Annotated in this window: 24 protein-coding genes; 10 read left to right on the forward strand and 14 right to left on the reverse strand. The window is 64.0% G+C overall.

Going from position 1 to position 26,904, the window contains the following annotated elements; genetic code table 11:
• Nucleotides 1–28 precede the first annotated feature (28 nt).
• Nucleotides 29–799 (reverse strand): LOG family protein, encoded by a 771-nt coding sequence (locus AC5RUF_RS05675; RefSeq protein WP_493996766.1) that lies wholly within the window; start codon nt 797–799, stop codon nt 29–31.
• Nucleotides 800–947: 148 nt separating this feature from the next.
• On the opposite strand from AC5RUF_RS05675, the gene AC5RUF_RS05680 reads away from it, so the two are divergent.
• From AC5RUF_RS05680 to AC5RUF_RS05695, 4 genes are all read left to right on the forward strand, one after another.
• Nucleotides 948–1,727, forward strand: coding sequence for an amino acid ABC transporter ATP-binding protein (locus AC5RUF_RS05680; protein WP_493996767.1), 780 nt, complete (start codon nt 948–950; stop codon nt 1,725–1,727).
• A gap of 115 nt (nt 1,728–1,842) precedes the next feature.
• Complete coding sequence (locus AC5RUF_RS05685) at nt 1,843–2,688, forward strand: glutamate ABC transporter substrate-binding protein (protein ID WP_493996768.1); 846 nt, start codon at nt 1,843–1,845, stop codon at nt 2,686–2,688.
• A gap of 100 nt (nt 2,689–2,788) precedes the next feature.
• Nucleotides 2,789–3,466: an amino acid ABC transporter permease gene (locus AC5RUF_RS05690; protein ID WP_493996769.1), complete on the forward strand. Its 678-nt coding sequence runs from the start codon at nt 2,789–2,791 to the stop codon at nt 3,464–3,466.
• Entirely contained in the window at nt 3,463–4,344 is an 882-nt protein-coding gene (locus AC5RUF_RS05695; protein ID WP_493996770.1) for an amino acid ABC transporter permease, read from the forward strand. The genes AC5RUF_RS05690 and AC5RUF_RS05695 overlap by 4 nt, the downstream gene beginning before the upstream one ends.
• A gap of 128 nt (nt 4,345–4,472) precedes the next feature.
• Here the strand turns inward: AC5RUF_RS05695 and dapE are convergent, their stop codons facing one another.
• Nucleotides 4,473–5,564: a succinyl-diaminopimelate desuccinylase gene (gene dapE / locus AC5RUF_RS05700; RefSeq protein ID WP_494129972.1), complete on the reverse strand. Its 1,092-nt coding sequence runs from the start codon at nt 5,562–5,564 to the stop codon at nt 4,473–4,475.
• A gap of 33 nt (nt 5,565–5,597) precedes the next feature.
• Between dapE and dapD the strand changes: the two genes are divergently transcribed.
• The 3 genes from dapD to galE are packed head-to-tail and all read left to right on the forward strand — an operon-like array spanning nt 5,598 to nt 8,530.
• On the forward strand, nt 5,598–6,578 hold the full coding sequence (dapD, locus tag AC5RUF_RS05705) for a 2,3,4,5-tetrahydropyridine-2,6-dicarboxylate N-succinyltransferase (RefSeq protein ID WP_494129973.1): 981 nt from the start codon (nt 5,598–5,600) through the stop codon (nt 6,576–6,578).
• A 12-nt stretch (nt 6,579–6,590) separates the two neighbouring features.
• Nucleotides 6,591–7,460: a transglycosylase SLT domain-containing protein gene (locus AC5RUF_RS05710; protein WP_494129974.1), complete on the forward strand. Its 870-nt coding sequence runs from the start codon at nt 6,591–6,593 to the stop codon at nt 7,458–7,460.
• A 53-nt stretch (nt 7,461–7,513) separates the two neighbouring features.
• Nucleotides 7,514–8,530 (forward strand): UDP-glucose 4-epimerase GalE, encoded by a 1,017-nt coding sequence (galE, locus tag AC5RUF_RS05715; RefSeq protein WP_494129975.1) that lies wholly within the window; start codon nt 7,514–7,516, stop codon nt 8,528–8,530.
• 158 nt (nt 8,531–8,688) lie between these two features.
• On the opposite strand, the gene AC5RUF_RS05720 is transcribed toward galE, so the two are convergent.
• From AC5RUF_RS05720 to fdxA, 3 genes are all read right to left on the reverse strand, one after another.
• Nucleotides 8,689–9,981, reverse strand: a complete 1,293-nt coding sequence (locus AC5RUF_RS05720) for a citrate synthase (protein ID WP_493996036.1) — start codon at nt 9,979–9,981, stop codon at nt 8,689–8,691.
• A gap of 200 nt (nt 9,982–10,181) precedes the next feature.
• A complete protein-coding gene (gene dapC / locus AC5RUF_RS05725; protein WP_493996037.1) occupies nt 10,182–11,339 on the reverse strand; it encodes a succinyldiaminopimelate transaminase in 1,158 nt (385 codons plus the stop codon).
• Nucleotides 11,336–11,659 carry a ferredoxin gene (fdxA, locus tag AC5RUF_RS05730; protein ID WP_227903680.1) on the reverse strand — a complete coding sequence of 108 codons (324 nt, stop codon included), beginning with the start codon at nt 11,657–11,659 and terminating at the stop codon, nt 11,336–11,338. Before fdxA ends, dapC begins: the two co-directional genes overlap by 4 nt.
• A gap of 184 nt (nt 11,660–11,843) precedes the next feature.
• On the opposite strand from fdxA, the gene AC5RUF_RS05735 reads away from it, so the two are divergent.
• A complete protein-coding gene (locus tag AC5RUF_RS05735) occupies nt 11,844–12,080 on the forward strand; it encodes a putative acetyltransferase (RefSeq protein ID WP_494129976.1) in 237 nt (78 codons plus the stop codon).
• 83 nt (nt 12,081–12,163) lie between these two features.
• Here AC5RUF_RS05735 and AC5RUF_RS05740 read toward each other — a convergent pair whose 3' ends face one another.
• From AC5RUF_RS05740 to AC5RUF_RS05765, 6 genes are all read right to left on the reverse strand, one after another.
• A complete protein-coding gene (locus AC5RUF_RS05740; protein ID WP_494129977.1) occupies nt 12,164–12,550 on the reverse strand; it encodes a hypothetical protein in 387 nt (128 codons plus the stop codon).
• 55 nt (nt 12,551–12,605) lie between these two features.
• Nucleotides 12,606–14,528 carry a translational GTPase TypA gene (gene typA, locus AC5RUF_RS05745; RefSeq protein WP_493996040.1) on the reverse strand — a complete coding sequence of 641 codons (1,923 nt, stop codon included), beginning with the start codon at nt 14,526–14,528 and terminating at the stop codon, nt 12,606–12,608.
• Nucleotides 14,529–14,835: 307 nt separating this feature from the next.
• On the reverse strand, nt 14,836–16,530 hold the full coding sequence (locus tag AC5RUF_RS05750) for an ABC transporter ATP-binding protein (RefSeq protein ID WP_493996041.1): 1,695 nt from the start codon (nt 16,528–16,530) through the stop codon (nt 14,836–14,838).
• Nucleotides 16,527–17,480, reverse strand: a complete 954-nt coding sequence (locus tag AC5RUF_RS05755) for an ABC transporter permease (RefSeq protein ID WP_493996042.1) — start codon at nt 17,478–17,480, stop codon at nt 16,527–16,529. The genes AC5RUF_RS05750 and AC5RUF_RS05755 overlap by 4 nt, the downstream gene beginning before the upstream one ends.
• Complete coding sequence (locus AC5RUF_RS05760) at nt 17,473–18,399, reverse strand: ABC transporter permease (protein WP_493996043.1); 927 nt, start codon at nt 18,397–18,399, stop codon at nt 17,473–17,475. Before AC5RUF_RS05760 ends, AC5RUF_RS05755 begins: the two co-directional genes overlap by 8 nt.
• A 136-nt stretch (nt 18,400–18,535) precedes the next feature.
• Nucleotides 18,536–20,185 (reverse strand): peptide ABC transporter substrate-binding protein, encoded by a 1,650-nt coding sequence (locus AC5RUF_RS05765; RefSeq protein WP_494129978.1) that lies wholly within the window; start codon nt 20,183–20,185, stop codon nt 18,536–18,538.
• Nucleotides 20,186–20,553: 368 nt separating this feature from the next.
• Here AC5RUF_RS05765 and AC5RUF_RS05770 point away from each other — a divergent pair, with 368 nt between their 5' ends.
• Nucleotides 20,554–21,195: an NAD(P)-dependent oxidoreductase gene (locus AC5RUF_RS05770; RefSeq protein ID WP_494129979.1), complete on the forward strand. Its 642-nt coding sequence runs from the start codon at nt 20,554–20,556 to the stop codon at nt 21,193–21,195.
• 32 nt (nt 21,196–21,227) lie between these two features.
• Here the strand turns inward: AC5RUF_RS05770 and AC5RUF_RS05775 are convergent, their stop codons facing one another.
• Nucleotides 21,228–22,391 carry a hypothetical protein gene (locus AC5RUF_RS05775; RefSeq protein ID WP_493996046.1) on the reverse strand — a complete coding sequence of 388 codons (1,164 nt, stop codon included), beginning with the start codon at nt 22,389–22,391 and terminating at the stop codon, nt 21,228–21,230.
• Nucleotides 22,392–22,642: 251 nt separating this feature from the next.
• Here AC5RUF_RS05775 and AC5RUF_RS05780 point away from each other — a divergent pair, with 251 nt between their 5' ends.
• The gene (locus tag AC5RUF_RS05780) at nt 22,643–24,574 is read left to right on the forward strand and encodes an MFS transporter (protein ID WP_494129980.1); all 1,932 of its coding nucleotides are present in this window, start codon (nt 22,643–22,645) and stop codon (nt 24,572–24,574) included.
• A gap of 293 nt (nt 24,575–24,867) precedes the next feature.
• Here AC5RUF_RS05780 and AC5RUF_RS05785 read toward each other — a convergent pair whose 3' ends face one another.
• Together AC5RUF_RS05785 and AC5RUF_RS05790 are read right to left on the reverse strand one after the other, a co-directional pair.
• Entirely contained in the window at nt 24,868–25,032 is a 165-nt protein-coding gene (locus tag AC5RUF_RS05785) for a hypothetical protein (RefSeq protein WP_493996048.1), read from the reverse strand.
• Nucleotides 25,033–25,655: 623 nt separating this feature from the next.
• On the reverse strand, nt 25,656–26,789 hold the full coding sequence (locus tag AC5RUF_RS05790; RefSeq protein WP_493996049.1) for a hypothetical protein: 1,134 nt from the start codon (nt 26,787–26,789) through the stop codon (nt 25,656–25,658).
• Between the last annotated feature and the right edge of the window lie 115 nt (nt 26,790–26,904).

The following is a 26,904-nucleotide window of genomic DNA, read 5'->3' on the forward strand; positions in this document are numbered from 1 at the left end:
GGTGCCAGATCGCTTCGGCCGCACGTCGTCAGGGCGAAATGTGCCCCGCAGTGTCGGCGATCATCAGCCGGACCGCTTCGGCGGGATCATCCACCACGTGCAGGAGTTTGAGGTCCGGTTCGGACACCATGCCTTCGGCCAGCAGTGTGTGGCGGATCCAGTCCAGCAGCGGGTTCCAGAACTCCGAGCCGATCAGCACAATCGGGAAGGAGGTGACTTTCTGGGTTTGGACCAGGGTCATGGCCTCGAACAGCTCGTCCAGTGTCCCGAATCCGCCGGGCAGCACAATGAACCCCTGGGCATATTTGACGAACATGGTCTTGCGGACAAAGAAGTACCGGAAGTTGACCCCCAGGTCCACCCATTCATTCAGGCCCGTTTCGAACGGCAGCTCAATGCCCAGCCCCACGGACAATCCGTCGGCTCCCACTGCTCCCTTGTTAGCCGCTTCCATGGAGCCGGGACCGCCGCCGGTGATCACGGCCAGGCCGGCCTCCGCCAGCAGCCGTCCCACTTCCTCCCCCAGCTTGTAGTAGCGCGAACCGGGAACGCTGCGTGCCGAACCAAAAACGCTCACGGCCGGACCCAGCTCCGAGAGCGTCCCGAAGCCCTCCACGAACTCGCTCTGGATCCGCAGCACCCGCCACGGATCGGTATGCGTGAAGTGGGCCGTGTCCGCGGAATCAAGCAGGAAACGGTCCGACTGCGGGGTCAGGGCGGCACCCCTGCGCAGTTCCACCATGCCCCGCTTGCGCGGGCGGCCGGCGGACGTGGAACGGGGGTCTTCGCTGATAGGCATGCCTCTAGGCTAGCCGTCTGGACGCGGCTGGCAACGAGGCCGGACGCTTCCGGCGGGAAAGCCGGGATTTGGTTGCTCTTACGTCACGATTACCTGCCGCGGTGGGCCGCGACACATACTGGCAACAATCTCTGGTTAGATTTTCCTTATGACCAGTGACACATCCCCAGGCACGTCCGCGCCTGAAACCTCTGCACCGCTTGTTTCGCTGAAGAATGTGAACAAGCATTTCGGGGACCTCCACGTCCTGCAGAACATCAATCTCGACATTGCCCGCGGCGAGGTCGTCGTGGTGATCGGCCCCTCCGGGTCCGGCAAGTCGACCCTGTGCCGTGCGATCAACCGCCTCGAGACCATCGACGACGGCGAGATCACCGTCGACGGCGCCGTCCTGCCGGCCGAAGGCCGCGCCCTGGCGAAGCTCCGGGCCGACGTCGGGATGGTCTTCCAGTCCTTCAACCTCTTTGCGCACAAGTCCATCGTGGACAACGTGGCGCTGGGGCCTGTGAAGGTCCGCAAGTCCAAGCCGGCCGAGGCCAAGAAGCTGGCCATGGAGCTGCTCGAACGCGTCGGGGTGGCCAACCAGGCCAACAAGCTGCCCGCCCAGCTCTCGGGCGGCCAGCAGCAGCGCGTGGCCATTGCCCGCGCCCTCGCCATGAAACCCAAGGTAATGCTCTTCGACGAGCCCACCTCCGCCCTCGACCCGGAAATGATCAACGAGGTCCTGGACACCATGGTGGGGCTGGCCAAGGAGGGCATGACCATGGTTGTGGTCACCCACGAGATGGGCTTCGCCCGCAAGGCGGCAGACCGGGTCATCTTTATGGCCGACGGACAGATTGTCGAAGAAGCCACTCCCGAGGAGTTCTTCACCAACCCGAAGAGCGACCGTGCCAAGGACTTCCTCGGCAAGATCCTCTCGCACTAGATTCGTCCACCGCAGTACCTGCAGTAACCGCAGTACCCGGGTTTCACCAGTTGGGGGAAATCCTTATGAGGCTAGGTGCCCCGTCCACCGGAGCACCGCAATGCAAGGAGAAAACATGCGCAAGACCCGTATGGCCGCAGCCGCAATCGCTGCAGTGGCCGCACTGACCCTGTCCGCCTGCGGTTCCGAGTCCGGCTCGGAATCCGGCAGCACCGAAGGTGCCGGAGAGAAGATCCGCATCGGCATCAAGTTCGACCAGCCGGGCCTTGGCTTCAAGGACGGCAGCGCGTACACCGGGTTCGACGTCGACGTCGCCAAGTACGTGGCCAACGAGCTCGGCTACCCCGAGGACCGGATCGAGTTCATCTCCAGCCCCTCCGCCCAGCGCGAGAACATGCTCGAGAATGACCAGCTGGACATGATCTTTGCGACCTACTCCATCACGGACACCCGCAAGGAAAAGGTTGCCTTCGCCGGGCCGTACTTCGTGGCCGGCCAGGACCTGCTCGTTCCCTCCGACAGCGACATTTCCGGCCCCGAGGACCTGGATGGCAAGACGCTGTGCTCGGTCACCGGCTCCACCTCGGCGCAGAAGATCAAGGACAACTACGCTGCCGGCGTGAACCTGCTGGAGCAGCCGAGCTACGCCGAGTGCGTGACCGCCATGCAGGGCGGCTCCATTGACGCCGTCACCACCGATGACATCATCCTTGCCGGCCTGGCCTCCACGGATGCCAACAAGGGCAAGTTCAAGGTTGTCGGCAACACGTTCTCCGAGGAGAAGTACGGCGTCGGCCTGCCCAAGGAAGGCGGCATCGTCAAGTGCGAGGACATTAACGCAGCGATCACCAAGATGATCGAGGACGGCGCCTGGGAAGAAGCCATCAAGAAGAACACCGAGGGCGCTGACTACACCTTCAACGCAGAGCTGAACCCGCCTGCAATGGACGCCTGCGCCTAACCTGTACCACCGGTGCTCCGGCACCTTCCGTTCCACCCCGCGGCCGGGAGAGCTACCTGCTCTCCCGGCCCGGGCTTCGTCCACCATAAAGAGGTGAAACATGGAGGGTTTTACTGCCCTCTTCGAGCAGTACGACGTCGTCGGCGCTTTCTGGGTCAACATCCAGCTCGCGTTCTGGGCGGCTCTCTGGTCGCTGATTCTCGGTACCGTCCTGGCGCTGATGCGGATCTCGCCGATCCCCAGCCTGCAGTGGTTCGGTGCCGCCTACGTGAATATTTTCCGGAACACACCGCTGACCATCATCATGGTGTTCGGTTCGCTTGCCCTGTGGTCGCAGCTGAACGTCAGCCTGTCTTCTGACTTCACCACCAACTTCTTCCGCCTGGCCGTGCTGTCGCTGACCATCTACCACGCGGCATTCTTCTGCGAGGCAATCCGCAGCGGTGTCAACACCGTTCCGCTGGGACAGGCCGAAGCTGCCCGGGCCATCGGTTTGGGCTTCCTGCCGGCCGCACGGATCATCATCATGCCGCAGGCTTTCCGCGGCGCCATTGCCCCGATGGGCAACGTGCTGATCGCCCTGGTGAAGAACACCACCGTGGCCGCCACGGCCGGCGTAGCGGTGGAAACCTCCAGCACGATGAAAACAATGATTGAGTTCTACCCCAACCTGATGACGCAGATCTTCCTGACCTTCGCCATCGGTTACGTCATTATCGTCATCCCCATCGGCCTGCTCACCACCTGGGCCTCGAAGAAACTGGCGGTGGCACGATGAGCGCACAAAACGTCCTGTTCGACACCCCGGGTCCCAAGGCCCGGCGGAACATCATGATCGGCAACGTCCTCGGCGTCCTGCTGGTCCTGGCACTGCTCTGGCTGGCGGTTTCCGGCCTGGCCGAGAAGGGCCAGTTCGAGGCGGCCAAGTGGACGCCGTTCCTTGAATGGGGAACCTGGCAGTACTACCTGCTCCCCGGTCTGCTCTCCACCCTGAAGGCTGCCGCCGTGGCCGTGGTGGCGTCCATTGCCTTCGGCCTGCTGTTCGGCATCGGCCGGCTCTCCGCCTTCAAGCCCATCAGCTGGATCTGCGGCATTGTGGTGGAGTTCTTCCGCGCCGTTCCCGTGCTGCTGATGATGGTGTTCTTCTACCAGTTCCTCTCCAAGTCCACCTCCGTGGACCCGGCACAGGTTCCGTTCTGGGCCGTGGTCATTGCCCTGACCCTCTACAACGGGTCCGTGATTGCAGAACTCGTACGCTCGGGCGTCTTCGGCCTCCCGAAGGGGCAGCGCGAGGCCGGCCTGGCCATCGGGCTGACGCCGGGACAGTCGCTGCGCAGCATTGAAATGCCGCAGGCACTGGTAGCCATGCTGCCGGCCCTGCTGAGCCAGTTCGTGGTGATCCTCAAGGACTCCGCGCTGGGCACGTTTATCGGTTACACGGAGCTGCTCGAATACGCGCGCCGCCTGGCCTCGGGCGAGGGCAACATCCTGCCGGCCCTGATAATCACCGCGGCCATCTTCATTCTGTTGAATTTCCTGCTGACATTCGCAGCCCAGCGCCTCTCCCGGCGGCTGGGTGCCCGTGCCGGCAAGCTGCTCAAGATCGAAGACACCATCGATCCCGAAGGCATCGAAGCCCCCGCTACCGCCCGGTAGCAGGACGCAACACTGCAAAAGCATCAAAAGGCGTCAACGGGGAGGACAGGCAGTGCCTGTCCTCCCCTTTGTTTGTCCCGGGCCATTCGTCCCGGTTGATTCGCCCCGGGGCATTCGTCCCGGGCCGCTCAGGCCAGCCAGGTGCGCAGCGCGGCCAGGCAGTTCCGGATGGCGGCGGCCTCTACGTGCTCGTTGTCCGTATGGGCCAGCAGGGCATCCCCGGGACCGAAGTTCACCGCGGGGATACCGAGTTCGCTGAAGCGTGCGACGTCGGTCCAGCCGTACTTGGGCTTGGGTTCCTCCCCGACCACGGCCACAAAGCTCGCCGCGGCAGGCTGGTCCAGGCCGGGCCGCGCGCCGGCAGCCGCGTCGGTGCGAACCACATCGAAGCCGGACAGCAGGTCACGGACGTAGGCTTCGGCTTGCTCAATGCCCTTGTCCGGGGCAAAACGGTAGTTGATCTCGACGGTGGCAGCATCGGGGATAACGTTGCCGGCCGTGCCGCCCCAGATGCGCACGGCATTGAGCGATTCGCGGTAGTCCAGGCCCTCCACGGACACGGTGGCCGGCGTGTGGTCGCGCAGGCGTTCCAGGATTTCCGCGGCGGCATGGATGGCGTTCTCCCCCATCCAGGCCCGGGCTGAATGGGCGGCGCGGCCGGTGGTGGTGGCATGGAAGCGCATGGTGCCGTTGCAGCCGCCCTCCACGGTCCCGTTGGTGGGTTCGAGCAGGATGGCGAAGTCCGCCTTCAGCCAGTCAGCGTGGCTTACCGCCAGCCGTCCGAGCCCGCTGAGCGAGGCTTCCACTTCCTCGTGGTCGTAGAACACATAGGTCACGTCGCGGGAGGGGTTGGTGAGCGAGGCGGCCAGCGCCAGCTGCACCGCCACGCCGCCTTTCATGTCCGTGGCGCCCCGGCCGTACAGGACCTCGCCGTCCCAGGAGGAAGGAACGGTGCCCCGCGACCCGGGCACAGTGGGCAGCGGCACGGTGTCCAGGTGGCCGGCCAGGATCACCCGTTCGGGCCGGCCCAGGTTGGTTCGGGCTACTACGGAGTCGCCGTCCCGGGAGACTTCCAGATGCGGATATGCCCGCAGCGCCGTTTCGACGGCGTCCGCAAGCGTCTTTTCGTTGCCGGAAACGCTTTCGATGTCCATCAGGGTCGCGGTAAGCTGCGCCACATCGTCGGTCAGGTCCAGGGAAATCGCATCAGTCTCAGTCACGTTCCCACAGTACCGCTCGGTAGACTGGGGCCCATGACTTCAAGCACTGCCCCCACTCCCCCTGAAGCCCCCACCGAGGCCCGCACCGCCTCCGGACTCGGCCTTGCCACGGTTACGGCCAACGGAGACGTGCTCGACGTGTGGTTCCCCCGCCCCGTGCTGGATGGAGCCACCCCGGATTCCACCCTGCAAAGCGATCTCGAAGCCGCGGCCGCTGCCATGGCTGACGGTATCCGCGGTACGCACGGCGAGGTCCTGGACACCCGGATCGACCTTGACGCAGCCCCGGCCGGCACCGCGGACGCCTACCTGCGCCTGCACCTGCTCTCCCACCGCCTCGTCCGGCCGAACAGCATCAATCTGGACGGAATCTTCGCAGCCCTGCCCAACGTGGTCTGGACCAACCACGGTCCGTGTGCGGTGGCGGACTTCGACGCCGTCCGGCTGCGGCTGCGCAGCCGCGGACAGGTGACCGTGTTCGGGGTGGATAAGTTCCCCCGCATGACCGACTACGTCCTTCCCTCCGGCGTGCGGATTGCCGACGCAGGGCGCGTCCGCCTGGGCGCGCACCTGGCCGAAGGCACCACGGTGATGCACGAGGGCTTCGTGAACTTCAACGCCGGGACACTCGGCACGTCCATGGTCGAGGGCCGGATCTCGGCCGGCGTCGTGGTGGGTGACGGCACCGACGTCGGCGGCGGCGCCTCGATCATGGGCACCCTTTCCGGCGGCGGCAAGGAAAAGATCACCCTCGGTGAGCGTGTGCTCCTCGGCGCCAATTCCGGCGTCGGCATCAGCATCGGCGATGACAGCGTGGTGGAGGCCGGGCTGTATGTCACGGCAGGAACCCGCGTGACGGTCCTGGACGGCGAGGGGCAGCGCCAGGTGAAGGCCGCCGAGCTCTCCGGCGTACCCAACCTGCTCTTCCGCCGCGATTCGGTTTCCGGTGCCGTCCAGGCCCTGCCCCGCAACGGCCGCACGGTGGAACTGAATTCCGCCCTGCACGCCAACTAGCAGGGAAGCACCATGCAACGGCTCCAGCGGCATGAGACCCGCAGCTTCCGGCTGCTGGTCCTGCTGCTGGGGCTGTGCGTGGCAGCGTTTGTCTCGCTCTTTGCCGTCTCGGCGCTCACCGGCAAGAAGCAGACGCCCGTCATCGCCGAGCGCTGCATCGCCTCCGTGGGCGGTACCGACTACTCGCTGACCCTGGAACAGGCACGGAACGCGTCGATCATCTCCGGTGTCGCCGTCGCCCGCGGCCTGCCGCCGCGCGCGGTGTCCATTGCGCTGGCCACTGCCCTGCAGGAATCCGGCCTGCGCAACCTGGACTACGGCGACGACGCCGGCCCGGACTCGCGCGGGCTGTTCCAGCAACGCCCCACGCAGGGCTGGGGCAGCGAAGCGCAGGTAATGGACCCCGTGTACGCTGCCAACGCCTTCTACAACGGACTGGAAAAGGTGCCGGGGTACCTGGACCTGCCCATCACGGACGCGGCCCAGGCCGTCCAGCGCAGCGCCTTCCCGCAGGCCTACGCCAAGCACGAGGGGCCCGCCCGGGCCTTTGCCTCAGCGCTCACCGGCCAAACACCGGCGGCGCTCTCCTGCTCCCTCCACCTCCCCGCCGCCTCCGCGGATGCCGCCGCGTTCCCCGCCTCGGTCGAAGAGATCTACGGGCCGCTGGGCGGGTCGGTGCTCGGCCCCCTGTACCTGGCCGACGTCGACGGTGCCTACGGTTGGTCCGTTGCACAGTGGTTCGTGGCCAACGCCGGCCTGCTCGGCATCGAGTCCGTGGCTTATGACGGCCGTACCTGGCATATCGGCAGCCCGGTGTGGGCGGAGTCCGCCGCCGTTCCCGGGCAGGTGGCCGTCACCGCTTTCAGCCTGCCCGCCGAATAGCGCGCCGCGCGCCCCTCACGGCATGCCCTGAGGCAAGCGATTAGGCTTAGGGCATGCGTATTCTTGTCACCGGTGGCACCGGCTATATTGGATCCCACACCACTCTTGCCCTGCTCGAAGCGGGCCATGACGTGGTGGTCCTGGACAACCTGATGAACTCCAGCGAGGAGTCTCTTCGCCGGGTCCAGGAACTGACCGGGCGGAAGGCCTCGTTCGTCAAGGCCGACCTGCTGGATCCGGCAGCGCTGGAAACCGTCTTCGCGGAGGGTTCCCTGGACGCCGTCATCCACTTCGCCGGGCTCAAGGCGGTGGGTGAATCCGTTGCCAAGCCGCTGTTCTACTACCACAACAACGTAGTGGGCACCATCAACCTCCTCGAAGCCATGGACCGGCACAACGTGCGCACCCTGGTGTTCAGTTCCTCCGCCACCGTCTACGGCGCGTCCGAGGAAGTGCCGCTGACCGAAGACGCACCCATGGACGCCGTGAACCCCTACGGCCGGACCAAGGAGCAGATCGAGGACATCCTCAGCGATCTGGGGGCTGCCGACGGCCGCTGGAACATCGCCCTGCTGCGCTACTTCAACCCGGCCGGCGCCCACGAGTCCGGACGGATCGGCGAAGACCCCACGGGCATCCCCAACAACCTGCTGCCGTTCGTGGCGCAGGTGGCCGTGGGCCGCCGCGAGAAGGTGATGGTTTTCGGTAACGACTACCCCACCCCGGACGGCACCGGAGTTCGCGACTACATCCACGTTGTAGACCTTGCGGCAGGCCACCTTGCCGCCCTGAACTTCCTGCAGGGTACCGGCGGCGTGCACCGCTGGAACCTCGGCACCGGCAACGGCTCCTCCGTCCTGGAGGTCCTGGGGGCCTTCTCCGCCGCGGCCGGGCGCGACATTCCCTACGAATTCGCCGACCGGCGCCCGGGCGACGCGGCCGTCAGCTACGCCGATCCGTCCGCTGCCCACGCCGACCTGGGCTGGCGTGCCGAACGCAGCCTGGCCACCATGTGCGAGGACCACTGGCGCTGGCAGAAGAACAACCCCAACGGCTACGCCGCGTCCTAACCGGGCCGTCAGCCGGGCTTGCCGGCCGGGAAAAACCTCCTGGCCGGTGGGCCCGGAAAAAACAGTCAGGTCGGCAGGGCCGGAAAAAACAGACAAAAAGGGCAGGCCCCCGGAAAGTCCGGGGGCCTGCCCTTTTATTCAGCCCTTATGCGAAGAAATCAGCGCTGCGGGTAGTTGCGCTCGGGAGCGCCCGTGTACAGCTGGCGCGGACGGCCGATCTTCGTCTGCGGATCCTGCATCATTTCGCGCCACTGGGCAATCCAGCCCGGCAGGCGTCCGATGGCGAAGAGCACGGTGAACATCTTCTCCGGGAAGCCCATGGCCTTGTAGATCAGGCCGGTGTAGAAGTCTACGTTCGGGTACAGCTTGCGCTCGATGAAGTAATCGTCGGCCAGGGCCTTTTCCTCCAGGCGCATGGCGATGTCCAGCAGCTCGTCGTTGCCGCCGAGCTTGGCCAGGATTTCGTGGGCCGTGGCCTTGACGATCTTGGCGCGCGGATCGTAGTTCTTGTAGACGCGGTGCCCGAAGCCCATAAGCTTCACGCCGTCTTCCTTGTTCTTGACCTTCTCCATGAAGGTTTCCGGCTGCATTCCGGTGGCCTGGATGTCGCGGAGCATGTTCAGCACTGCCTCGTTGGCGCCGCCGTGCAGCGGACCGAAGAGGGCACTGATGCCGGCGGAAACCGAGGCGAACATGTTGGCGTTGGAGCTGCCGACCAGGCGCACGGTGGAGGTGGAGCAGTTCTGCTCGTGGTCCGCGTGCAGGATCAGCAGCAGGTCCAGGGCCTTCACCAGGTCCGGGTCGATTTCGTACGGCTCGGCGGGCAGGCCGAAGGAGAGCCGCATGAAGTTCTCCACCAGGTTCATGGAGTTGTCCGGGTAGAGCATCGGCTGGCCGATGGACTTCTTGTGCGCGTACGCAGCAATCACCGGCAGCTTCGCCATGAGGCGGACGGTGGAAAGCTCAACCTGTTCTTCATCGAACGGGTCCAGGGAATCCTGGTAGAACGTGGACAGTGCGCTCACGGCCGAGGACAGCACCGGCATCGGGTGGGCGTCGCGCGGGAAGCCGCCGAAGAAGCCCTTGAGGTCTTCGTGCAGCAGGGTGTGGCGGCGGATCCGCTGGTCGAAGTTTTCCAGCTCGGCGGGGGCCGGCAGTTCCCCGTAGATCAGCAGGTACGAGGTCTCAAGGAAGCTCGAGTGCTTGGCCAGCTGTTCGATCGGATAGCCGCGGTACCGCAGGATGCCCTGGTCGCCGTCGATGTAGGTGATCGCGGACGTGGTGGCCGCCGTGTTCATGAACCCGGGGTCAAACGTGACGGTACCGGTCTGCTTCAGCAGCTTGGAAACGTCGAGTCCGTCGTTTCCTTCCGCTGCGGCAACACGCGGCAGCACAAGCTCGTCTTCCGGGTTTGCCCCGTACTGAAGCTTGGCACTAGGTTGCTCAGTCATTAAGTCTCCTTTAGGAGTTTTCGAAACCGCCGCTATGTGGATCCGCTTCCAACGGGACATAGTGCATTCCGCTAAACTATTTCGCTAAAACGCTACCCGTTTCGGTGCCCTTACCACTAATCGGAGCGGGCACCGTTGTACAAGCGCAACATGGGCAGGGACTGTTTTCCGGTGCAGTGCCCAATACTATTCCTGCGCGGCTATTCCTGCGCGGCGGAGTGCAGCCGACCGGCGGCGGCACTGATGCCGGCGTCGGAGCCCGTCAGGGCAATCCGCACAAAGCCTGCGCCGGCGTCGCCGTAGAAAACGCCCGGGCCCACGACAATACCCAGTTCCGCGAACCGGGAAACCGTGGTCCAGGTGTCTTCACCGGCACTTGCCCACAGGTACAGCCCGGCCTCGGAATGCTCGATCTTCAGGCCGAAGGCTTCCAGCGCCGGCACCAGCTGCTCCCGCCGGGACCGGTAGAGGTCCTTCTGGGCAGCCACGTGCTCGTCGTCCCGCAGGGCGGCGGCCATGGCGGCCTGTACCGGTGCGGGGACGATCATGCCGGCATGCTTGCGGCTGTTGACCAGGTTGGCGATCAGGGCGGGGTCACCGGCGGTGAACGCGGCGCGGTAGCCGGCCATGTTGGACTGCTTGCTCAGGGAATAGACGGCGAGCAGCGACTCGGTGCTGCTGCCGGCAATCCGCGGGTCCAGGATGCTGGGGACGGGCTCGCCGCCCCGCGCAGGATCCCAGGCGCCCCAGCCCAACTCGGCGTAGCACTCGTCCGATGCCACCACCGCGCCGATTTCCCTCGCCTGTTCCACGAGGGTGCGCAGCGATGCCGCCTGGCGCACAATGCCGGTGGGGTTGCCGGGAGAGTTCACCCAAATGAGCCGCACGCGTGAGCGCGTCTCATCATCCAGCTCGTCAAGGTTATCCGCGGCCACGGCCGTGGCACCGGCAAAAACCGCTCCCATGTCATAGGTGGGGTAGGCCACCACGGGGCGGACGACGACGTCGCCCTCCCCCAGCCCGAGCAGCAGCGGCAGCCAGGCCACCAGTTCCTTGGACCCGACCGTGGGCATCACCGCCTGCGGATCCAAGCCCGGTACACCTCGGCGCCGGGCGAACCATTCGGACACCGCGGCCCGCAGGTCCGCGGTCCCGTGGGTGGTGGGGTAGCCCGGGGCGTCTGCGGCGGCGCTGAGCGCCTCGCGTACGACGCCGGGGGTCGGGTCCACCGGGGTGCCGATGGAGAGGTTAACGGCACCCTCAGGATGCTCTGCGGCCCGGCGCTGGTACGGCGCCATGGCGTCCCAGGGGTACTCCGGGAGGTCCAGGCCGAAGCTCCGGGGTGCTGCGGGGCTCATGCCTGGTTCTGCGGAGGCAGGGCAGCGATAATCGGGTGGTCCTTGTGGGTGTTGCCCACCTTGGCTGCTCCGCCCGGGGAACCCAGGTCATCGAAGAACTCGACGTTGGCCTTGTAGTAGTCGGCCCATTCCTCGGGGGTGTCATCCTCGTAGTAGATGGCCTCTACCGGGCAGACAGGTTCGCAGGCACCGCAGTCCACGCATTCGTCCGGGTGGATGTAGAGGGAGCGTTCACCTTCATAGATGCAGTCCACGGGGCATTCTTCGATACATGCCTTGTCTTTTACATCTACGCACGGCTGCGCAATTACGTACGTCACGTCCCTTGCCTTCCTGATCTGCGGACCGCCTGCCGGCGGGTCGCGGGGGTGTTGGTTCCACGTTAGTAGCCGAAACCATTATCTCCCAGCCGGAGTGCCCCCGGGCACGGTGCAGGCCGCCCGGCGGCCAGGGCCCGGCCGGCTGTTCCAGCGTCTGCCGGACACCGGGACATAGGATGGGGGCATGACTTTCCAGGAACCGGCGGCCCTGCTGCGCAGCCTGCAGCCGGGTGTGCGGGTGGTGGTCCGGTACCGGATCGAGGGCGGCGTCACGGATGCCCTGGGGACGTTGGAGGCCGTGGGCGATGCCGGCTGCACCGTGGCCACCCGGCGCGGCGCCGTCGTCATCCCCTATCCGCTGGTGACCGCGGCCAAGACCGTCCCGCCGCCTCCCCCGCACCGGGCTCCCCGCCGGGTGTAAGGCTGCTGCCGAAGGCCCGGAACACGAAAAGGCCGCCGGAACACATTGTTCCGGCGGCCTTTTCGGTGCCTGGTTGCCCGCGGCTACTGCTTGGCGGCCCGGTCGCGGGCCAGCACCCGTGAGCAGGCCAGTACGGCCCCCACGGTGGCCACGGCCTGGCCGAACAGCCAGACCAAACCGGCCGTCACCACGGGCGGCGTCTGGTCTGCGGCGGCGCCGGTCACGATCAGGGGTGCCTCGTTGAGCAGGTCCAACGAGAACAGTCCCAGCAGCAGGTAGGTGATGACGCCGGTCGCGGCGCTGAGTGCCATACTGCGCTGCCACAACCCGACCAGCAGGGCCACGGCGCAGCTGAAGACCACGGCCAGCACCGCGCCTACCGGCAGGCCGGCATCCCCGGCATACACCACCTGGCTATGCAGTGAGGTGCCGAGTACGGCGGCGAGGATGCCGCCGATCACAGCGGCCAAAGGCCCCCGCCAACGCGGGGGCCTCCGGGCGGATTCTGCGGGTGTGGCGATGATGCTAGGCCTTTGCCCGTGCGCGGTAAGCCTTGGCGCGCTCGTTGGCATCCAGGATCAGCTTGCGGATGCGGATGGACTCCGGAGTAACCTCCACGCACTCGTCCTCGCGGGCGAATTCGAGGGACTCTTCCAGGGTGAGCTTCCGCGGCGGGGTGAGGTTCTCGAAGGTGTCCGAGGAAGCGGCACGCATGTTGGTGAGCTTCTTTTCCTTCGTGATGTTCACGTCCATGTCATCGGCGCGCGAGTTCTCGCCCACGATCATGCCTTCGTAAACCTCGGAGGTGGGCTCCACGAAGAAGGAGCCGCGTTCCTGCAGGTTGATCATGGCGAACGGGGTCACCACGCCGGCGCGGTCAGCGATCATCGAACCGTTGGTGCGGTACTCGATGGGGCCGGCCCACGGCTCGTAGCCTTCGGCGATGGATGCGGAGATGCCGGCGCCGCGGGTTTCCGTGAGGAAGCGGGTGCGGAAACCGATCAGGCCGCGGGCGGGAACGATGAATTCCATGCGGACCCAGCCGGTGCCGTGGTTGGCCATGTTGACCATCCGGCCCTTGCGGGCGGCCATCAGCTGGGTGACGGCACCGAGGTATTCCTCGGGTACGTCAATGGTCATGTGTTCCATCGGCTCGTGGACCTTGCCGTCGATCATCTTGGTGACAACCTGCGGCTTGCCGACGGTGAGCTCGAAGCCTTCGCGGCGCATCTGCTCCACGAGGATGGCCAGGGCAAGCTCGCCACGGCCCTGGACTTCCCAGGCATCCGGACGCTCGGTCGGCAGGACCTTCAGGGACACGTTGCCGATCAGTTCCTTGTCGAGGCGGTCCTTCACCTGGCGGGCGGTAACCTTGGCGCCCTTGACCTTGCCGGCCAGCGGCGAGGTGTTGATACCGATGGTCATGGAGATCGCAGGATCATCCACGGTGATCAGCGGCAGCGGCTTGGGGTTGTCGACGTCGGTCAGGGTTTCACCGATGGTGATGTCTTCGATACCGGCCACGGCCACGATTTCGCCGGGTCCGGCGGATTCGGTGGGTACGCGCTCCAGCGCCTTGGTGGCGAGGAGTTCGGTGATCTTGACGGTCTTCAGGGTGCCGTCCTGGCGGGCCCAGGCAACCTGCTGGCCCTTGCGGAGGGTGCCGTTGAAGATACGCAGCAGGGCAAGGCGGCCCAGGAACGGCGAGGCGTCCAGGTTGGTGACGTGCGCCTGGAGGACACCTTCGGGGTCGTACGTGGGAGCGGGGATGTGCTCCAGGATGGTCTGGAACAGCGGTTCCAGGTTGTCGTTCGCGGGAGCTTCGCCGTCGGCCGGCTGCTCCAGGGAGGCGGCGCCGACGCGGGCTGCGGCGTAGACAACGGGAACGTTCAGGACCAGGTCAAGGTCCAGGTCCGGAACTTCGTCCGCGAGGTCGGAGGCCAGGCCGAGCAGCAGGTCCATGGACTCGCTGACGACTTCGTCGATCCGGGCATCGGGACGGTCGGTCTTGTTGACCAGCAGGACTACCGGCAGCTTCGCGGCAAGTGCCTTACGCAGCACGAAGCGCGTCTGGGGCAGCGGGCCTTCCGAGGCATCAACCAGCAGGACAACGCCGTCGACCATGGACAGGCCGCGCTCGACCTCGCCGCCGAAGTCGGCGTGGCCGGGGGTGTCGATGACGTTGATGGTGATGGTTTCGCCGTTGGCAGCCGGGCCGTTGTAGAACACGGTGGTGTTCTTGGCCAGGATGGTGATGCCCTTTTCGCGCTCCAGGTCACCGGAGTCCATCACGCGTTCTTCCACGTCTCCGTGGGCGGCAAACGAGTTCGTCTGCTTCAGCATGGCGTCGACGAGGGTCGTCTTACCGTGGTCAACGTGGGCCACAATAGCAACGTTGCGGAGATCGCTTCGCACTGCGCTGTTTACAGCCGTGTTGGTTTCTGACATGCGTGAGGACTCAATTCATAGGAGATCAGTTCGGGGGTGTTTCTTATCGGCCGGATTGGTTCCGGCGTATCCGGCTGTTCTGTACGAATGCTGATTCAATCTCTTGCTCAATCACCAGTCAGAATCCACCGAAGGCCCCGCCGTCAGCGGGCACGCTAACATTCTAGTCCCAAGACCATATCTTCCCTAATGCAGCTTCACCGAGGGCGCAAATCCGGGGCGGAAGCGCTTGCCGGCCAAGCGGTACAGACGCCGAAGGCGGGGAACCCCCATGGGGCTCCCCGCCTTCGGTGCGGTCAGGCGCTTGTCAGGCGACTTCCGGCGGCAGTTCCAGGCGCGAGCCCGGGATGGCCGCCAGCAGGGCCTGCGTGTAGGCCTGCTGCGGGGCGTCGAACACGTCGTCCGTGGAACCGGTTTCGACCAGCTTGCCCTTCTCCATCACGCAGACAAAGTCGGCGATCTGGCGGACCACGGCGAGGTCGTGGGTGATGAACAGGTAGCTCAGCCCCAGCTCCGACTGCAGTTCCGCGAGCAGGTTCAGGATCTGGGCCTGCACCAGCACGTCCAGTGCCGACACGGCTTCGTCGCAGATGACCACTTCGGGATCCAGGGCCAGTGCCCGCGCAATGGCGACGCGCTGGCGCTGGCCGCCGGAGAGCTCGTTCGGGAACCGGCGCATGACCGACGACGGCAGGGCCACCTGGTCCAGGAGCTCGCGCACCTTCGCCTCACGGCTCTTGGCAGTGCCGATCTTGTGCACCCGCAGCGGTTCTTCGATGGTGCGGAAGATGTTGTACATCGGGTCCAGGGAACCGTAGGGGTCCTGGAAGATCGGCTGTACTCGGCGGCGGAACTCGAACAGGCGCTTGCTGTTCAGCGTGGTCATGTCGACGCCGTTGAACAGGATGGAGCCGCTGGTGGGCGTCTCCAGGTTCAGCACCATGCGCGCCACCGTGGACTTGCCCGAGCCGGACTCCCCCACGACGGCGGTGGTGGTGCCGCGCTTGATGTTAAAGGACACGTTGTCCACAGCCGTGAAGTCGGTGGACCGGCCCAGGCCGCTGCGCAGCTTGAACACCTTGGTCAGGTCCTTGACCTCGATGACGTTGTCCGCCGCTTCCAGCTTCGTCTCGTCTTCGGACGTCAGCAGGTCCGCGCTCTCCAGGCCGAGGCTCTTGGCGGAGTCGATCCGCTTCGAGGCCAGCGAGGGCGCCGATTCCACGAGCTTGCGCGTGTAGGGGTGGCGCGGGTTGGTGAGGATTTCCAGGGCAGGCCCGGCTTCCACCACGCGCCCCTTGTACATCACCACCACCTTCTGCGCACGCTCCGCGGCCAGGCCGAGGTCGTGGGTGATCAGCAGTACGGCGGTTCCCAGTTCATCGGTCAGGGTGCCCAGGTGGTCCAGGATCTGCCGCTGCACGGTAACGTCCAGTGCCGACGTCGGCTCATCGGCGATCAGCAGGCGGGGCCGGCAGGAAAGGCCGATGGCGATCAGCGCGCGCTGGCGCATGCCGCCGGAGAACTCGTGCGGGTACTGCTTGGCACGGCGGGCGGCGTCCGGCAGGCCGGCCTGCTCCAGCACCTTGGCAATGTCTGCCGGTGCGTGGGGCAGCCCGTTGGCGCGCAGGGTTTCCTTGACCTGGAAACCGATCTTCCAGACCGGGTTGAGGTTGGACATCGGATCCTGCGGAACCATGCCGATGGAGTTGCCGCGCAGTTCCTGGATCCGCTTGGCGCTGGCGTTGGAGATGTCCTCGCCGTCGAACAGGATCTGTCCGCCGCTGACGCGGCCGTTGCCGGGCAGCAGCCCGATGGCAGCCAGCGCGGTGGTGGACTTGCCGGAGCCGGACTCACCCACGATGGCCACGGTCTCGCCGGGCATGATCGTCAGGTGCGCATCGCGGACCGCTTCGACGTCGCCGTTGGCGGTGGCAAAGGTAATGGCCAGGTCGCGGATTTCGAGCAGCGGCTTCACAGCCGTGGTTTCAGTGTTGGTGGTCATCGTTTGCGCGCCTTCGGATCAAGAGCATCACGGACCGCGTCACCGAGCATGATGAAGCTCAGCACGGTAATGGACAGGGCGGCAGCCGGCCAGAGCAGCGTCGCCGGGTTGGACCGCAGCGAGGTCTGCGCTGCCGAGATGTCGTTACCCCAGGACATGATGCTGGGCGGCAGGCCGATGCCCAGGAAGGACAGCGTGGCCTCGGCGACAATGAACGTGCCCAGCGAAATGGTCGCGATCACGATCACGGGAGCAATCGAGTTGGGGATGACGTGCTTCATCAGCGCGGAGAACTTCGAGACGCCCAGGGAGCGCGAGGCCACCACGAAGTCGGCGTTGCGCACCGAGATCACGGCACCGCGGGTAATGCGGGCAACCTGCGGCCAGCCGAAGATCAGCAATGTGAAGACCACCGTCAGGACGGTGCGGTTTTCACGGAACGCCGGCAGCTGCATGATGATGATGGCGCCGAGGATCAGCGGCAGGGCGAAGAAGATGTCGCCGAGGCGGGCAATAACGGCGTCGAGCCAGCCGCCGTAGTAGCCGGCCAGGGCGCCGAGGATCCCGCCGATGATGACCACGGCAATGGTGGTCAGCAGGCCGACCATAACGGAGGCACGGGCGCCGTAGATGACGCGGGCGTACACGTCGCAACCCTGGAGGGTGAACCCGAGCGGATGCCCGGGCGCGGGGCCGCCGTCGGAATTGGACAGCAGGCAGCCTTCGTCCGGCGATGCGCTGGTGAACAGGCCCGGGAAGGCCGCGACGGCAAGGATCAGCAGGATCAGCAGGGCGGAAATGATGAACAGCGGCTGCTTGCGCAGGTTGCGCCAGGCCTCCCCCCAGAGGCTCAGCGGCTGGACATCTTCCTTGACGCTGTCGGTTGCTGCCAGAGGGGTCTCCTCCAGCGGAGCCACGTAGTGCTCGGTGCTTGTGGTGTCTTTATGCATAACGGATCCTCGGATCAAGCCAGGCGTACAGGAGGTCTACCAGGAGGTTGGCGATCACGTAGACGAAAACGAGGACGCTCACGATCGAAACGATTGTGGGACCCTCTCCCCTGATGACGGACTGGTAAAGTCGCTGTCCCACTCCGGGGACGTTGAAGATGCCTTCGGTGACGATGGCGCCGCCCATCAGCGCACCCAGGTCGGCCCCGAGGAACGTCACCACGGGAATCAGTGAGTTGCGCAGGATGTGGACGGTAACTACACGCGGACGGGAAAGGCCCTTGGCGGTAGCGGTGCGGACGTAGTCGGCGTTCATGTTTTCGATGACCGATGTACGGGTCAGGCGAAGCACATAGGCGAAGGACGCCAGGCCGAGCACAAGTGCCGGCAATATCAGGTCCGTAAACCCGGCGTCGCCGCCCACTGTCGGGGACGTCCATTGGAGTTTCACGCCTACCAGGAACTGCAGCAGGAAGCCGAGGACGAAAACCGGGATCGCGATCACGATCAGGGAAACAACCAGTACCGTGCTGTCGAAGATCTTGCCCTTCTTGAGGCCGGCAATGAGGCCGAACACAATACCGAAAACGGCTTCGAAGAGCAGGGCCAGGATGGCCAGGCGGATCGTCACGGGGAAGGCCTGGGCAAGGACGTCGGTGACCTGGCGGCCGGAGAAGTCGACGCCGAGGTCGAAGGTGACCAGGTTCTTCAGGTACAGGAGGTACTGGACGATAAAGGGCTGGTCCAGGTTGTACTGGCTGCGCAGCTGGGCGGCAACGGCCTCATTAACGGGCTTGTCGCCGAAGAGCGCGGCGATCGGGTCGCCGGGCAGGGAGAAAACGAGGAAATAGACGAGGAAGGTGGCCCCGAAGAAAACGGGAATCATTTGAAGGAAGCGTCGGATGACGTAGCCGGCCATTAGGGGTGGCCTCCTGCCAGCTGTGGGAGATTGGAGTCTCGCATTTTTTGTATGCCTGTTCTTGGGGGTAAGAACCCGAATACAAGCCGGGGCCCGGCCTTTTGGCCGGGCCCCGGTTCGGTCGGTCTAGATAGTGCTACTTGGCCGTGACGTTGTAGTAAACCGGGACGCCGTTCCAGCCGGTCTCAACGTTATCCACGTTGGAGCTCCAGCCGGACTGTGCCACCTGGTACCACAGCGGGACAACCGGGAGGTCCTTCAGGAGGACTTCCTGTGCCTGGTTGAGAATCTTCGCTCCGTCTTCCGGAGTCGAAGCGGCCAGGCCTTCGGTCAGCAGGCTGTCGAACTCTTCGCTCGAGTAGTCGCCGTCGTTGGAACCTGCACCGGTGCCGTACAGCGGGCCGAGGAAGTTGTTCAGCGACGGGTAGTCTGCCTGCCAGCCGGTGCGGATGGCACCGGACAGGGTCTTGGCGGTAGCGTCTGCGCGCAGTTCCTTGAACGTAGCGTAGGGCTTGCCTTCGGCGTTGATGCCCAGGTTGTTCTTCAGGCCGTTGGCGACGGCGTCAACCCATTCCTTGTGGTTGGCGTCGGCGTTGTAGCCAATAGTGAAGGCCTTGTCAGCGGGCCACGGCGAAATCTTCTCCGCCTGCTCCCACAGTTCCTTGGCCTTCTCGGGGTTGAACTCGAGCACCTCGTTGCCGGGGATGCTGTCGCTGTAGCCCTCGATCACCGGAGCGGTGAAGTCCTTGGCGGGTTCACGCGAGCCGGAGAAGATCACGTCGGTGATCTGGTTCCGGTCGATGGCCATGGAGATGGCCTGGCGGCGCAGCTCGCCGGCTTCACCGGAGAACTCCGGCAGGTAGCCCGGGATGGTGATGGTCTGGTTGCCGGCGTACGCCTTCTCGGAGTAGCGGCCTTCACCCAGGTCGGTCTTGAATGTCTTCAGCGCAGGCGTCGGAATGGTGTCCAGGATGTCCAGGTGGTCGGACTGCAGGTCCGCGTAGGCTGCATCGAAGGAGGAGTAGAACTTGAAGGTCACTCCACCGTTCTGCGGCACACGGGTTCCGGTGTAGTCCGGGTTCTTGACCAGTTCAATCTGGACCTCGTGCTGCCAGGCGTCGTCGCCGGCCAGCATGTACGGGCCGTTGCCGACCGGCTTCTCGCCGAAGGCTGCGGGGTCCGCGATGGCACCGGCGGGCAGCGGGAAGAATGCCGTGTAGCCCAGGCGCTGCGGGAAGTCGGACTCAGGCTGGCTGAGCTTGACCGTGAACGTGGTGTCATCGACGACGGCGAGGCCGCTCATCGTGTCAGCCGTTGCACCCTCTGCGCTGACTTCGTCATAGCCTTCGATGCTCTCGAAGAAGTACGAGTTCAGCTGGGCGTTCTTGGCAGCTGCGCCGAAGTTCCAGGCATCCACGAAGGACTTGGCCGTGATGGCCTCGCCGTTGGTGAACTTCTGGTCAGCCTTGATCTTGATCGTGTAGGTCTGGGAATCCTCGGTATCGATGGATTCAGCCAGCTCATTTACGGTGTTGCCGTCAGCGTCGTAGCTGACCAGGCCTTCGAAGAGCAGGTCCATGATGCGTCCGCCGCCAACTTCGTTGGTGTTGACCGGCATCAGCGGGTTCTGCGGCTCGGTGCCGTTGGCCGTGATGATCGCGGTGCTGTTGCCCTCGCTGTCACCGGAGCCTTCAGCCGATTCGTCGGATCCTCCACCGCAGGCGCTCAGCGCAAGTGCGGCAACCGCCGCTACGCTCAGCATTTTGGAAGTGCGTGTGACGCGCATTCCGCCTCCTAGTTCTGTTCGGTTCCGGCGTAAATAACGCCGGTGTTGCGGCTCCGCCAAATGGTGAACCGACTCACAAAGCCAACAGCATAAGCCCAAGTTGTTTCACCGCGGTAACAAAGTCCGGCAGCCGCCTTCGGCACGGGGCGCCCGGTGCCGTCGGCGGGCTCCGAAAGACGCTCCCCACATGGGATTAAAGCGTACGGAAGCCATGGGTAACAATTTGGCATACCGCCCCTGTATTACATGCGTTGGCATGTCACATTTGGATGTTCGATGGCACACTGATGCGCTGTTTGACGCCGTTCACGTTTTTCCAGCACGGCCAGCGAAAGCAACGGGCTGCGGTGGGATGATGGGAGGGACAATTGCCTGTTCGCAACCATCCGAAGGACGTCATGAAGATCACCGTTGTCGGAGGATCACAGGGAACCGGCGCCCAGTTGGCCTCACTTGCCGCTGCAGCCGGGCACGAGATGACGGTCCTCTCGCGCAGCGGCCGCGCTCCGACCGTAGTCCGTGCCCTTAGCGGAGACGCTGCGGATCCCGCTGTTGTGTCCGGCGCCGTCGCAGATGCCGACGCCGTTGTGGTCACCGTGGGCGGAGCCAAGGGTGTCCACCACCAACGCACTGCCGTGACCAGGGCCGTCATCAAGGCCATGCAGCAGGCCGGCGTGAGCAGGCTGGTGGTGCAGTCATCCCTGGGAGCCGGCGATTCCTCCTCGCAGCTGCCCGGTCCGCTGGGACTGATTACCCGGGTGGTGCTGGCCAAGCCGCTGGCGGACCACAATGAGCAGGAAGCGGCTGTCCGCGCCTCGGGCCTGGACTGGACGATCGTCCGACCCACCGGCCTCACGGACAAACAGCCTGCCGGGACGTGGCGTTCGTTTGAAGTGGGCAGTGACGGAAAGCTGGGCGGGTCCATTCCGCGCGGGGACCTTGCCGCGTGCATGCTCCAGGCCCTTACCGACGATTCCACCGTCGGCAAGGCGCTGGGCGTGAGCAGCTAAGCGTCAGGATGGTATCTGCGCCGGCCGTAATCTCAGAGAAGTGCTGAACGGACAGCTGTGAGGATGGCACGCTGATCGCTCCGGAGGCGGTGCATCGCGGAAAACACGAGATTCATGTATCCGTGCCCTACCCACTCCGCATCGTCCCGCAGGGCCTCTTCAACAGCGGCCTTAGTCATAGGAATGAACTCGAGTCGGTTCGACTCCCAGTCGTCCGGTCCCAAGCCGAGACGGCGGGCCTGGATGAATGACGAGTTGGTCCATGCTGTCTGGGCCAGGTTGACGTGGCCCAGCAGCGCCCACTCATACCGGGTGACGTCGCAGACGAGACCGTGGAAGGTAATCCGGTTCCGAATATCCGGTTCGTCCCCGAGGTCGACTCCCAGTTCCTCCGAGATGCCGCGCAACGCCGTGCGGTACGGGTCCGGAATCCCGGTTCTCGGGTCCATGTCCATCAGCGCCATGCCCTCATTCACCGAGATGTGCCGCAGGTTGCGGCCGCCGGACGTTTTCGCGCTTCTACGGGTGAGAAGCAGCTGATCATCTGCGGTTTCAATGGTCAGATTGATGCCAAAGGAATGCGACAGGCCCGGCAGCACATCAAGCAGTTCCTCGCCGAGGATTTCTCCACCTTCCAGTCCCCCGGCGAAACATTTCTCCCATTCCGAGGCAATAACCTGAAAAGACGCATAATCGGTTTTCGCATAATGGAGCTTCAATGCCGGCAACTCATGGGAACCAACCCGTGAGACTTCCAGTCTGCGCAGGGCAAGCATTTCAGCGTTCCAAGCTCCCGGGGCTGCATCCAGCTCTCTGCGTTTATCCTCGATCATCTGCTCAATTTCAGCGGCTTCCCGCGGCTGCATCCTTGCGGGAAGCCGTTCAATAAGTATGCGCGGAGACTGTGCCGGCAGGGTTGCGGAGACCAAATGCTCAGGGCGGAAACCGTCCACGGCAAACTGCCTGACGTAGATCTCATGTTTGGCCGCGCCAACGGCAAAGGTTTCTCCGGCACCGAGGAGGCGGGATTCTTTGCGCAGCCGGCGTTGCCGGTAGATTCTGCCAAAGGTTTTGTACCAGAGCGGTTGGACCAAACGGCCGGATATGTTGAGGAATTTCTCCGCGACCACCCCTGCCGACGCACTTAGTAAAAGTGCAAAACTGTAGGACCACGCGCCGGAAACCCATTCAAACATGAATTCATCCTAGGGGTTCCGGAAGTTAGGGCCCTGCGCACTGCACTAATGCGACACCCCGCTGCGGATCTCCCATACCGGCTCGCGATGCAGACATCCCGTGCCCCACGGCCCGGATCCCCTGTCTGCTAGAATCATTGCTGGCCTCTGGCCCCCACGGCATCGATGACACGACACGCGAAGTCCATATAAGAACTTTCTGACACGGCACGGTCGATAGCCCTCCACCCCGCCGACTGTCAGGAGATTTCATGGCGCCCCCTCACTCTTCCCGTCCGGACATCAAGGGACGTGCAGGTGGAATGATCGCGGTCGCGGCCGCCGCGGCGTTCCTTGCCACTTTCAACGAGACGTTCCTCAACGTCGCCTTCACGCCGATCATGCAGGACTTCGGCGTCAATGTGAGTACCGTGCAGTGGCTGACCACCGGCTACCTGCTTGTCGCAGCGGTGTTTGTCCCTGTCGCGAACGTTCTCTACCACCGGTTCCCCACACGCCCGCTGTTCGTCGCCGTCGTCGCTCTTATGACGATCGGTTCTGTGGTGGGAGCCCTGGCCCCCACCTTCGAAGTACTGTTGATCGCGCGTTTGCTGCAGGCGGTTGGCACCGGCCTGCTCACCCCTATCGGCATGAACATCACACTTGCCGTGTCCCCGCGCGAAAAGCTTGGCCTCAATATGGGCATCATGGCTGCGATGACCACGCTGGGACCGTCGCTGGCGATCGTCCTGTCCGGTGTCATCCTGACCGCCGCTCCGTGGACAACTCTGATGTGGGTATTCGGCGGCCTCACGCTCGCTGTGCTGATCGCCGGCGCGATTGTCCTGCGGAACGTTACTGAGCTGGGCCGCCCGGTTCTCGATATCCTCTCGTTCATCCTCGTTGCTGTCGGCTTGGCCGGCATCCTCTACGGTGTCTCCAGCGCATTCGAGGGATCCGCCCTTTACGCAGGCATCGCCGGCGTCGTCGGCCTGCTCGCAATGTGGCTGTTCATCGTGCGCCAGCGCCGCATCGAGCATCCCCTGATCGATCTGCGGCCGTTCTCCAGCGCGCCTTTCGTGCTCGGCGTGCTGATGACGATGCTGGGCCTGGTCTTCGTGTTCGCCATGAACGTCACCATCCCGCTGTTCCTGCAGGGTGCGCTCGACATGCCCCCGCTGGGCGCTTCGCTCACCCTCGCACCCGGAATCCTGCTGACCGTGGGGATGGGGCCGATCGCCGGCCGCCTGTTCGACCGGCACGGCGGACGCTGGTCCATCCCGCTCGGGTTCCTCGTTATGGCCATCTTCGTCACGCTCGTCGGAGTCGCTGCCGGACACACATCTGTCTGGATCTTCGGCATCCTCTACGTGCCGGCAGTGCTGGCTACGGCATTCGTCGTCGGGCCTGCACAGACGTTTGCACTGTCCAACCTCGACCGTGAGACCAGCCCGCACGGCGTCACGATTGTCTCCACCAGCTTCCAGATCGCCGGTTGCGTGGGCACCTCCCTTGCCACCGGTATCTACGGCGCCCTGATTGCGGCGAAGCTGGGCGCAGGACGCAGCGAAGGCGACGCGCTGCTCACCGGCTTCCACGGTTCGGTGGCCCTGGTGGTTGTCACCTCGCTTATCGGCATTCTGCTCGCTTTCCTGGCCTACCGTTCGGTGCGGTCACGTCGCTCGGCTGAAAGCGTCCAGGCTCCGGCGGACAGCGTCCAGTCGATCATGAAGACCGATGTGTATGCCCTCTCCTCGGACTCCACCGTGCTTGATGCCCTGCAGACCTTTGCCGAGCGCGGCATCTCGGGGGCACCGGTCCTCAACGCTGACGGCACCCTGGCCGGCTTCCTGTCCGACGGTGACGTCCTGCGCTACCTGTCGGCCACCCATCCGTCGTCGACGTCGATCTACTCCTACGCGATCGGCGCGGACGATGACCTCGAACAGGCAATGTCCGACCTGGCAAACCTGAATGTCATGAGGCTCGCCACGCACGACGTCGTCACCATCGACGCCGGCGCATCCGTCAGTGACGCTGTCGCTGCGCTGTCGGACGCGCGGCTCAAAAAGGTGCCGGTGGTCAACGGGGACGACTCCCGGCCGGTCGGCATCGTGAGCCGATCTGCGATCAACCGGCTGGCCATCGGAACTTACCTGCGCTCGCGCGGGGAATCGTTGCCTGAAGCCGGCACGACCGTCTAAGCAGCTGCCCAGCCAGATACGCAGTAACTAAAAGCAGGCCGGACCCATTGGGTCCGGCCTGCTTTTATGTTGCGGCTGGCCGGGCTGCTGCCCGGCCACCGGGGATCACAAGGCTACGTCAGGTAAGACGCGGCCGGTAACGGCAAGGCCGACCAACAGCTAGTTTCGGCCGTCCGAAAACGTGGTCCCAACCGGAGGACACCGGACGCAGCCCTGTGAATCAAAACGAACGGGTGCGTTGGGGCGTCCGTCCACCAGTCTCTGGGAGGCAGATCCCCTAGATCTCAGCTGAGTCAGTCGACTTTTTCGTATGAAGAAACCACTGGCTTCATACCGATGACGTCAAAGAAACCCATCAAGGTGCGCGTCGCCTGGCCCAGTTCGAATTCGAACCTACCTCCCTGCGCCAGGTCAGCAGCCATCACCTCGTTGGCCGCCTGGTCAGACTCATGGATCAAGGTCAACGTCCCGCAGTCCGACGTCCTGATGATTAGCTCCGGCCTCGATCCGACATTACGACCGGCACCACTATAGGTACCTCCCTCAGCATCTATGACGGTGCATTCCATTCGAACCCGATGGTCGTCGTCATAGGAGTTAATAACCCACGGTCCAACCGTAAGCGCTAGGACGAGCACCCCAAAGGTGGGCAAAATTCCCCAAAAGGCCAAATTACTCTTCAACGACCGTGACGGCTTCTTCGGCGGATCCGCTGAGACGTTGCCCTCGGTTTGTGGGGTCAATTCATCGCTCCTGTCCTTTACCCAATTAAACCTGTTTCCCCTTGATACTAATTTCATAACTCATGGTGCCGGACGATGGATCCACCGAAGCCGTTGAGCCCGCTGCTGATAACGGCCGGAACCAGATCTTTTGTGGTGGGGATGGTGCAGCTATCGATTTTTGTACAAGAAACGCCGCCCTGATTCGTTCTCACGAGGGGCGGCATGTCTATTGATTCAGGCGAGGAATCGAGACGTTAAACCTAAACTCCACCACATTCGCAGACTCAATACGCGAAACTGTACAGACGACGCCCATCCGCATTAGGACCTTTCGACTTCTAGCGGACACCCATACATTAGCGGGGCTGATTCGTTGCCAAGAACGACAAAGTAGCCGTTAGCAGCTCTGTAACGTCCTGACCCCCCGCGTTAGCGAAGTCGATGTCTACAATTGCCTGATATCGCAGAGCACCGTCTCCGTAGAATGGAGGCTGAGTGCTACGCCGGGTGTTCTTCTTACCGCCGTGGAGAGGAGCCCCTGCGAATCCGTGGAGGATGACTCGCTCCCAATCGCCCTTTCCAATTGGGCGGGTATTCGCCTTTCGACCCAGCAACCCCGCGAGTCTCGGGTTAGCACCCTTGAGATGCTCTCTCAATGCCTTAAATTCGATGTACCGATCCATGCTGCATGCCAAGTCGAAGGCCGCTCGGCGCACCTCTTCGTCTTCTGGATGGCCGGGGCGAGGCTCGAAGTCGACGCCGAACCTCAGTTCACCTCCAGGTTTTCCATCCCACCAACGGACTTCAGCTATAAAACACCTATCTTTTCCCTCGTTCCTGATGGGTATCCATGCTTGGATGATCGGCAGCCCTCCCCCACTGGTCACTCCTGCCCAAGCCATCAACTCTCGTTCTTCAAGGTCAGATTCTATTCGCCGAGTGATTCCCCTTGCGAGAAACTTCTGGTTTAGGGCGGCAAGGGGCTTGGCACCATCTTCTCCATATGGTTTGAGTACCGCGGCAATTTCAGCATCCCATTCAGTGAGCAACCCTGCGACCTCGACGGAGATGGCCCGTGCCAGATCGTCACCTACTCCGACCCAGGCAGTAAAGAGCCCGGCAAGGCTAAGGAACCTCCAGCGGCTTGCCAATCCCGCCGCCAAACGCGGCCTGTCCACGGTGAGCGCCGCGAGATATAGCTCGGTGTCCTCCGGGAGGCTTTCATAGGCCGCCTGCTGCTTCTTTCCCAGGTTATGGCCCAGCTTCACTTCCACCACAACTTGTCGTCCGTCTTCGGCAACCAACAACAAGTCCGCATTGTTCGCGGCGAATTCCTCGCGTCTAACTTCAACCGGGGCAAACCCAACTAAACCTGTCCACGGCGAACTGTCACGATCGCTCAGAAACTGCAAAAGGTCCGATATGTTTGTCTCCTTTGCAAGAAGCCGGCTAAACCCGCGGCCTCGGACCCAAGGTAATATTCTCGTCATGCGACGAGCCTTACACATGTCCTCAGATCCACCTAGTCGTTCGTCGCGGCTTCGTTTTTCGCCATGATTGGCTGTGAATCGCTCGGGGGCGGGCGATCATCGATGCGGGCACGTA

This window comes from Arthrobacter sp. Y3224198, assembly GCF_059090025.1.

Bases quoted from the DNA above. Each gene is read 5' to 3' on its own strand.
- dapD (WP_494129973.1), top strand. From the start codon at position 5,598: ATGACTTCAAGCACTGCCCCCACTCCCCCTGAAGCCCCCACCGAGGCC.
- galE (WP_494129975.1), top strand. From the start codon at position 7,514: ATGCGTATTCTTGTCACCGGTGGCACCGGCTATATTGGATCCCACACC.
- AC5RUF_RS05680 (WP_493996767.1), top strand. From the start codon at position 948: ATGACCAGTGACACATCCCCAGGCACGTCCGCGCCTGAAACCTCTGCA.
- typA (WP_493996040.1), bottom strand. From the start codon at position 14,528: ATGTCAGAAACCAACACGGCTGTAAACAGCGCAGTGCGAAGCGATCTC.
- AC5RUF_RS05675 (WP_493996766.1), bottom strand. From the start codon at position 799: ATGCCTATCAGCGAAGACCCCCGTTCCACGTCCGCCGGCCGCCCGCGC.
- AC5RUF_RS05775 (WP_493996046.1), bottom strand. From the start codon at position 22,391: ATGTTTGAATGGGTTTCCGGCGCGTGGTCCTACAGTTTTGCACTTTTA.
- AC5RUF_RS05690 (WP_493996769.1), top strand. From the start codon at position 2,789: ATGGAGGGTTTTACTGCCCTCTTCGAGCAGTACGACGTCGTCGGCGCT.
- AC5RUF_RS05780 (WP_494129980.1), top strand. From the start codon at position 22,643: ATGGCGCCCCCTCACTCTTCCCGTCCGGACATCAAGGGACGTGCAGGT.
- AC5RUF_RS05750 (WP_493996041.1), bottom strand. From the start codon at position 16,530: ATGACCACCAACACTGAAACCACGGCTGTGAAGCCGCTGCTCGAAATC.
- AC5RUF_RS05735 (WP_494129976.1), top strand. From the start codon at position 11,844: ATGACTTTCCAGGAACCGGCGGCCCTGCTGCGCAGCCTGCAGCCGGGT.
- AC5RUF_RS05755 (WP_493996042.1), bottom strand. From the start codon at position 17,480: ATGCATAAAGACACCACAAGCACCGAGCACTACGTGGCTCCGCTGGAG.
- AC5RUF_RS05685 (WP_493996768.1), top strand. From the start codon at position 1,843: ATGCGCAAGACCCGTATGGCCGCAGCCGCAATCGCTGCAGTGGCCGCA.
- AC5RUF_RS05720 (WP_493996036.1), bottom strand. From the start codon at position 9,981: ATGACTGAGCAACCTAGTGCCAAGCTTCAGTACGGGGCAAACCCGGAA.
- AC5RUF_RS05765 (WP_494129978.1), bottom strand. From the start codon at position 20,185: ATGCGCGTCACACGCACTTCCAAAATGCTGAGCGTAGCGGCGGTTGCC.
- AC5RUF_RS05695 (WP_493996770.1), top strand. From the start codon at position 3,463: ATGAGCGCACAAAACGTCCTGTTCGACACCCCGGGTCCCAAGGCCCGG.
- AC5RUF_RS05710 (WP_494129974.1), top strand. From the start codon at position 6,591: ATGCAACGGCTCCAGCGGCATGAGACCCGCAGCTTCCGGCTGCTGGTC.
- dapC (WP_493996037.1), bottom strand. From the start codon at position 11,339: ATGAGCCCCGCAGCACCCCGGAGCTTCGGCCTGGACCTCCCGGAGTAC.
- AC5RUF_RS05760 (WP_493996043.1), bottom strand. From the start codon at position 18,399: ATGGCCGGCTACGTCATCCGACGCTTCCTTCAAATGATTCCCGTTTTC.
- AC5RUF_RS05790 (WP_493996049.1), bottom strand. From the start codon at position 26,789: ATGACGAGAATATTACCTTGGGTCCGAGGCCGCGGGTTTAGCCGGCTT.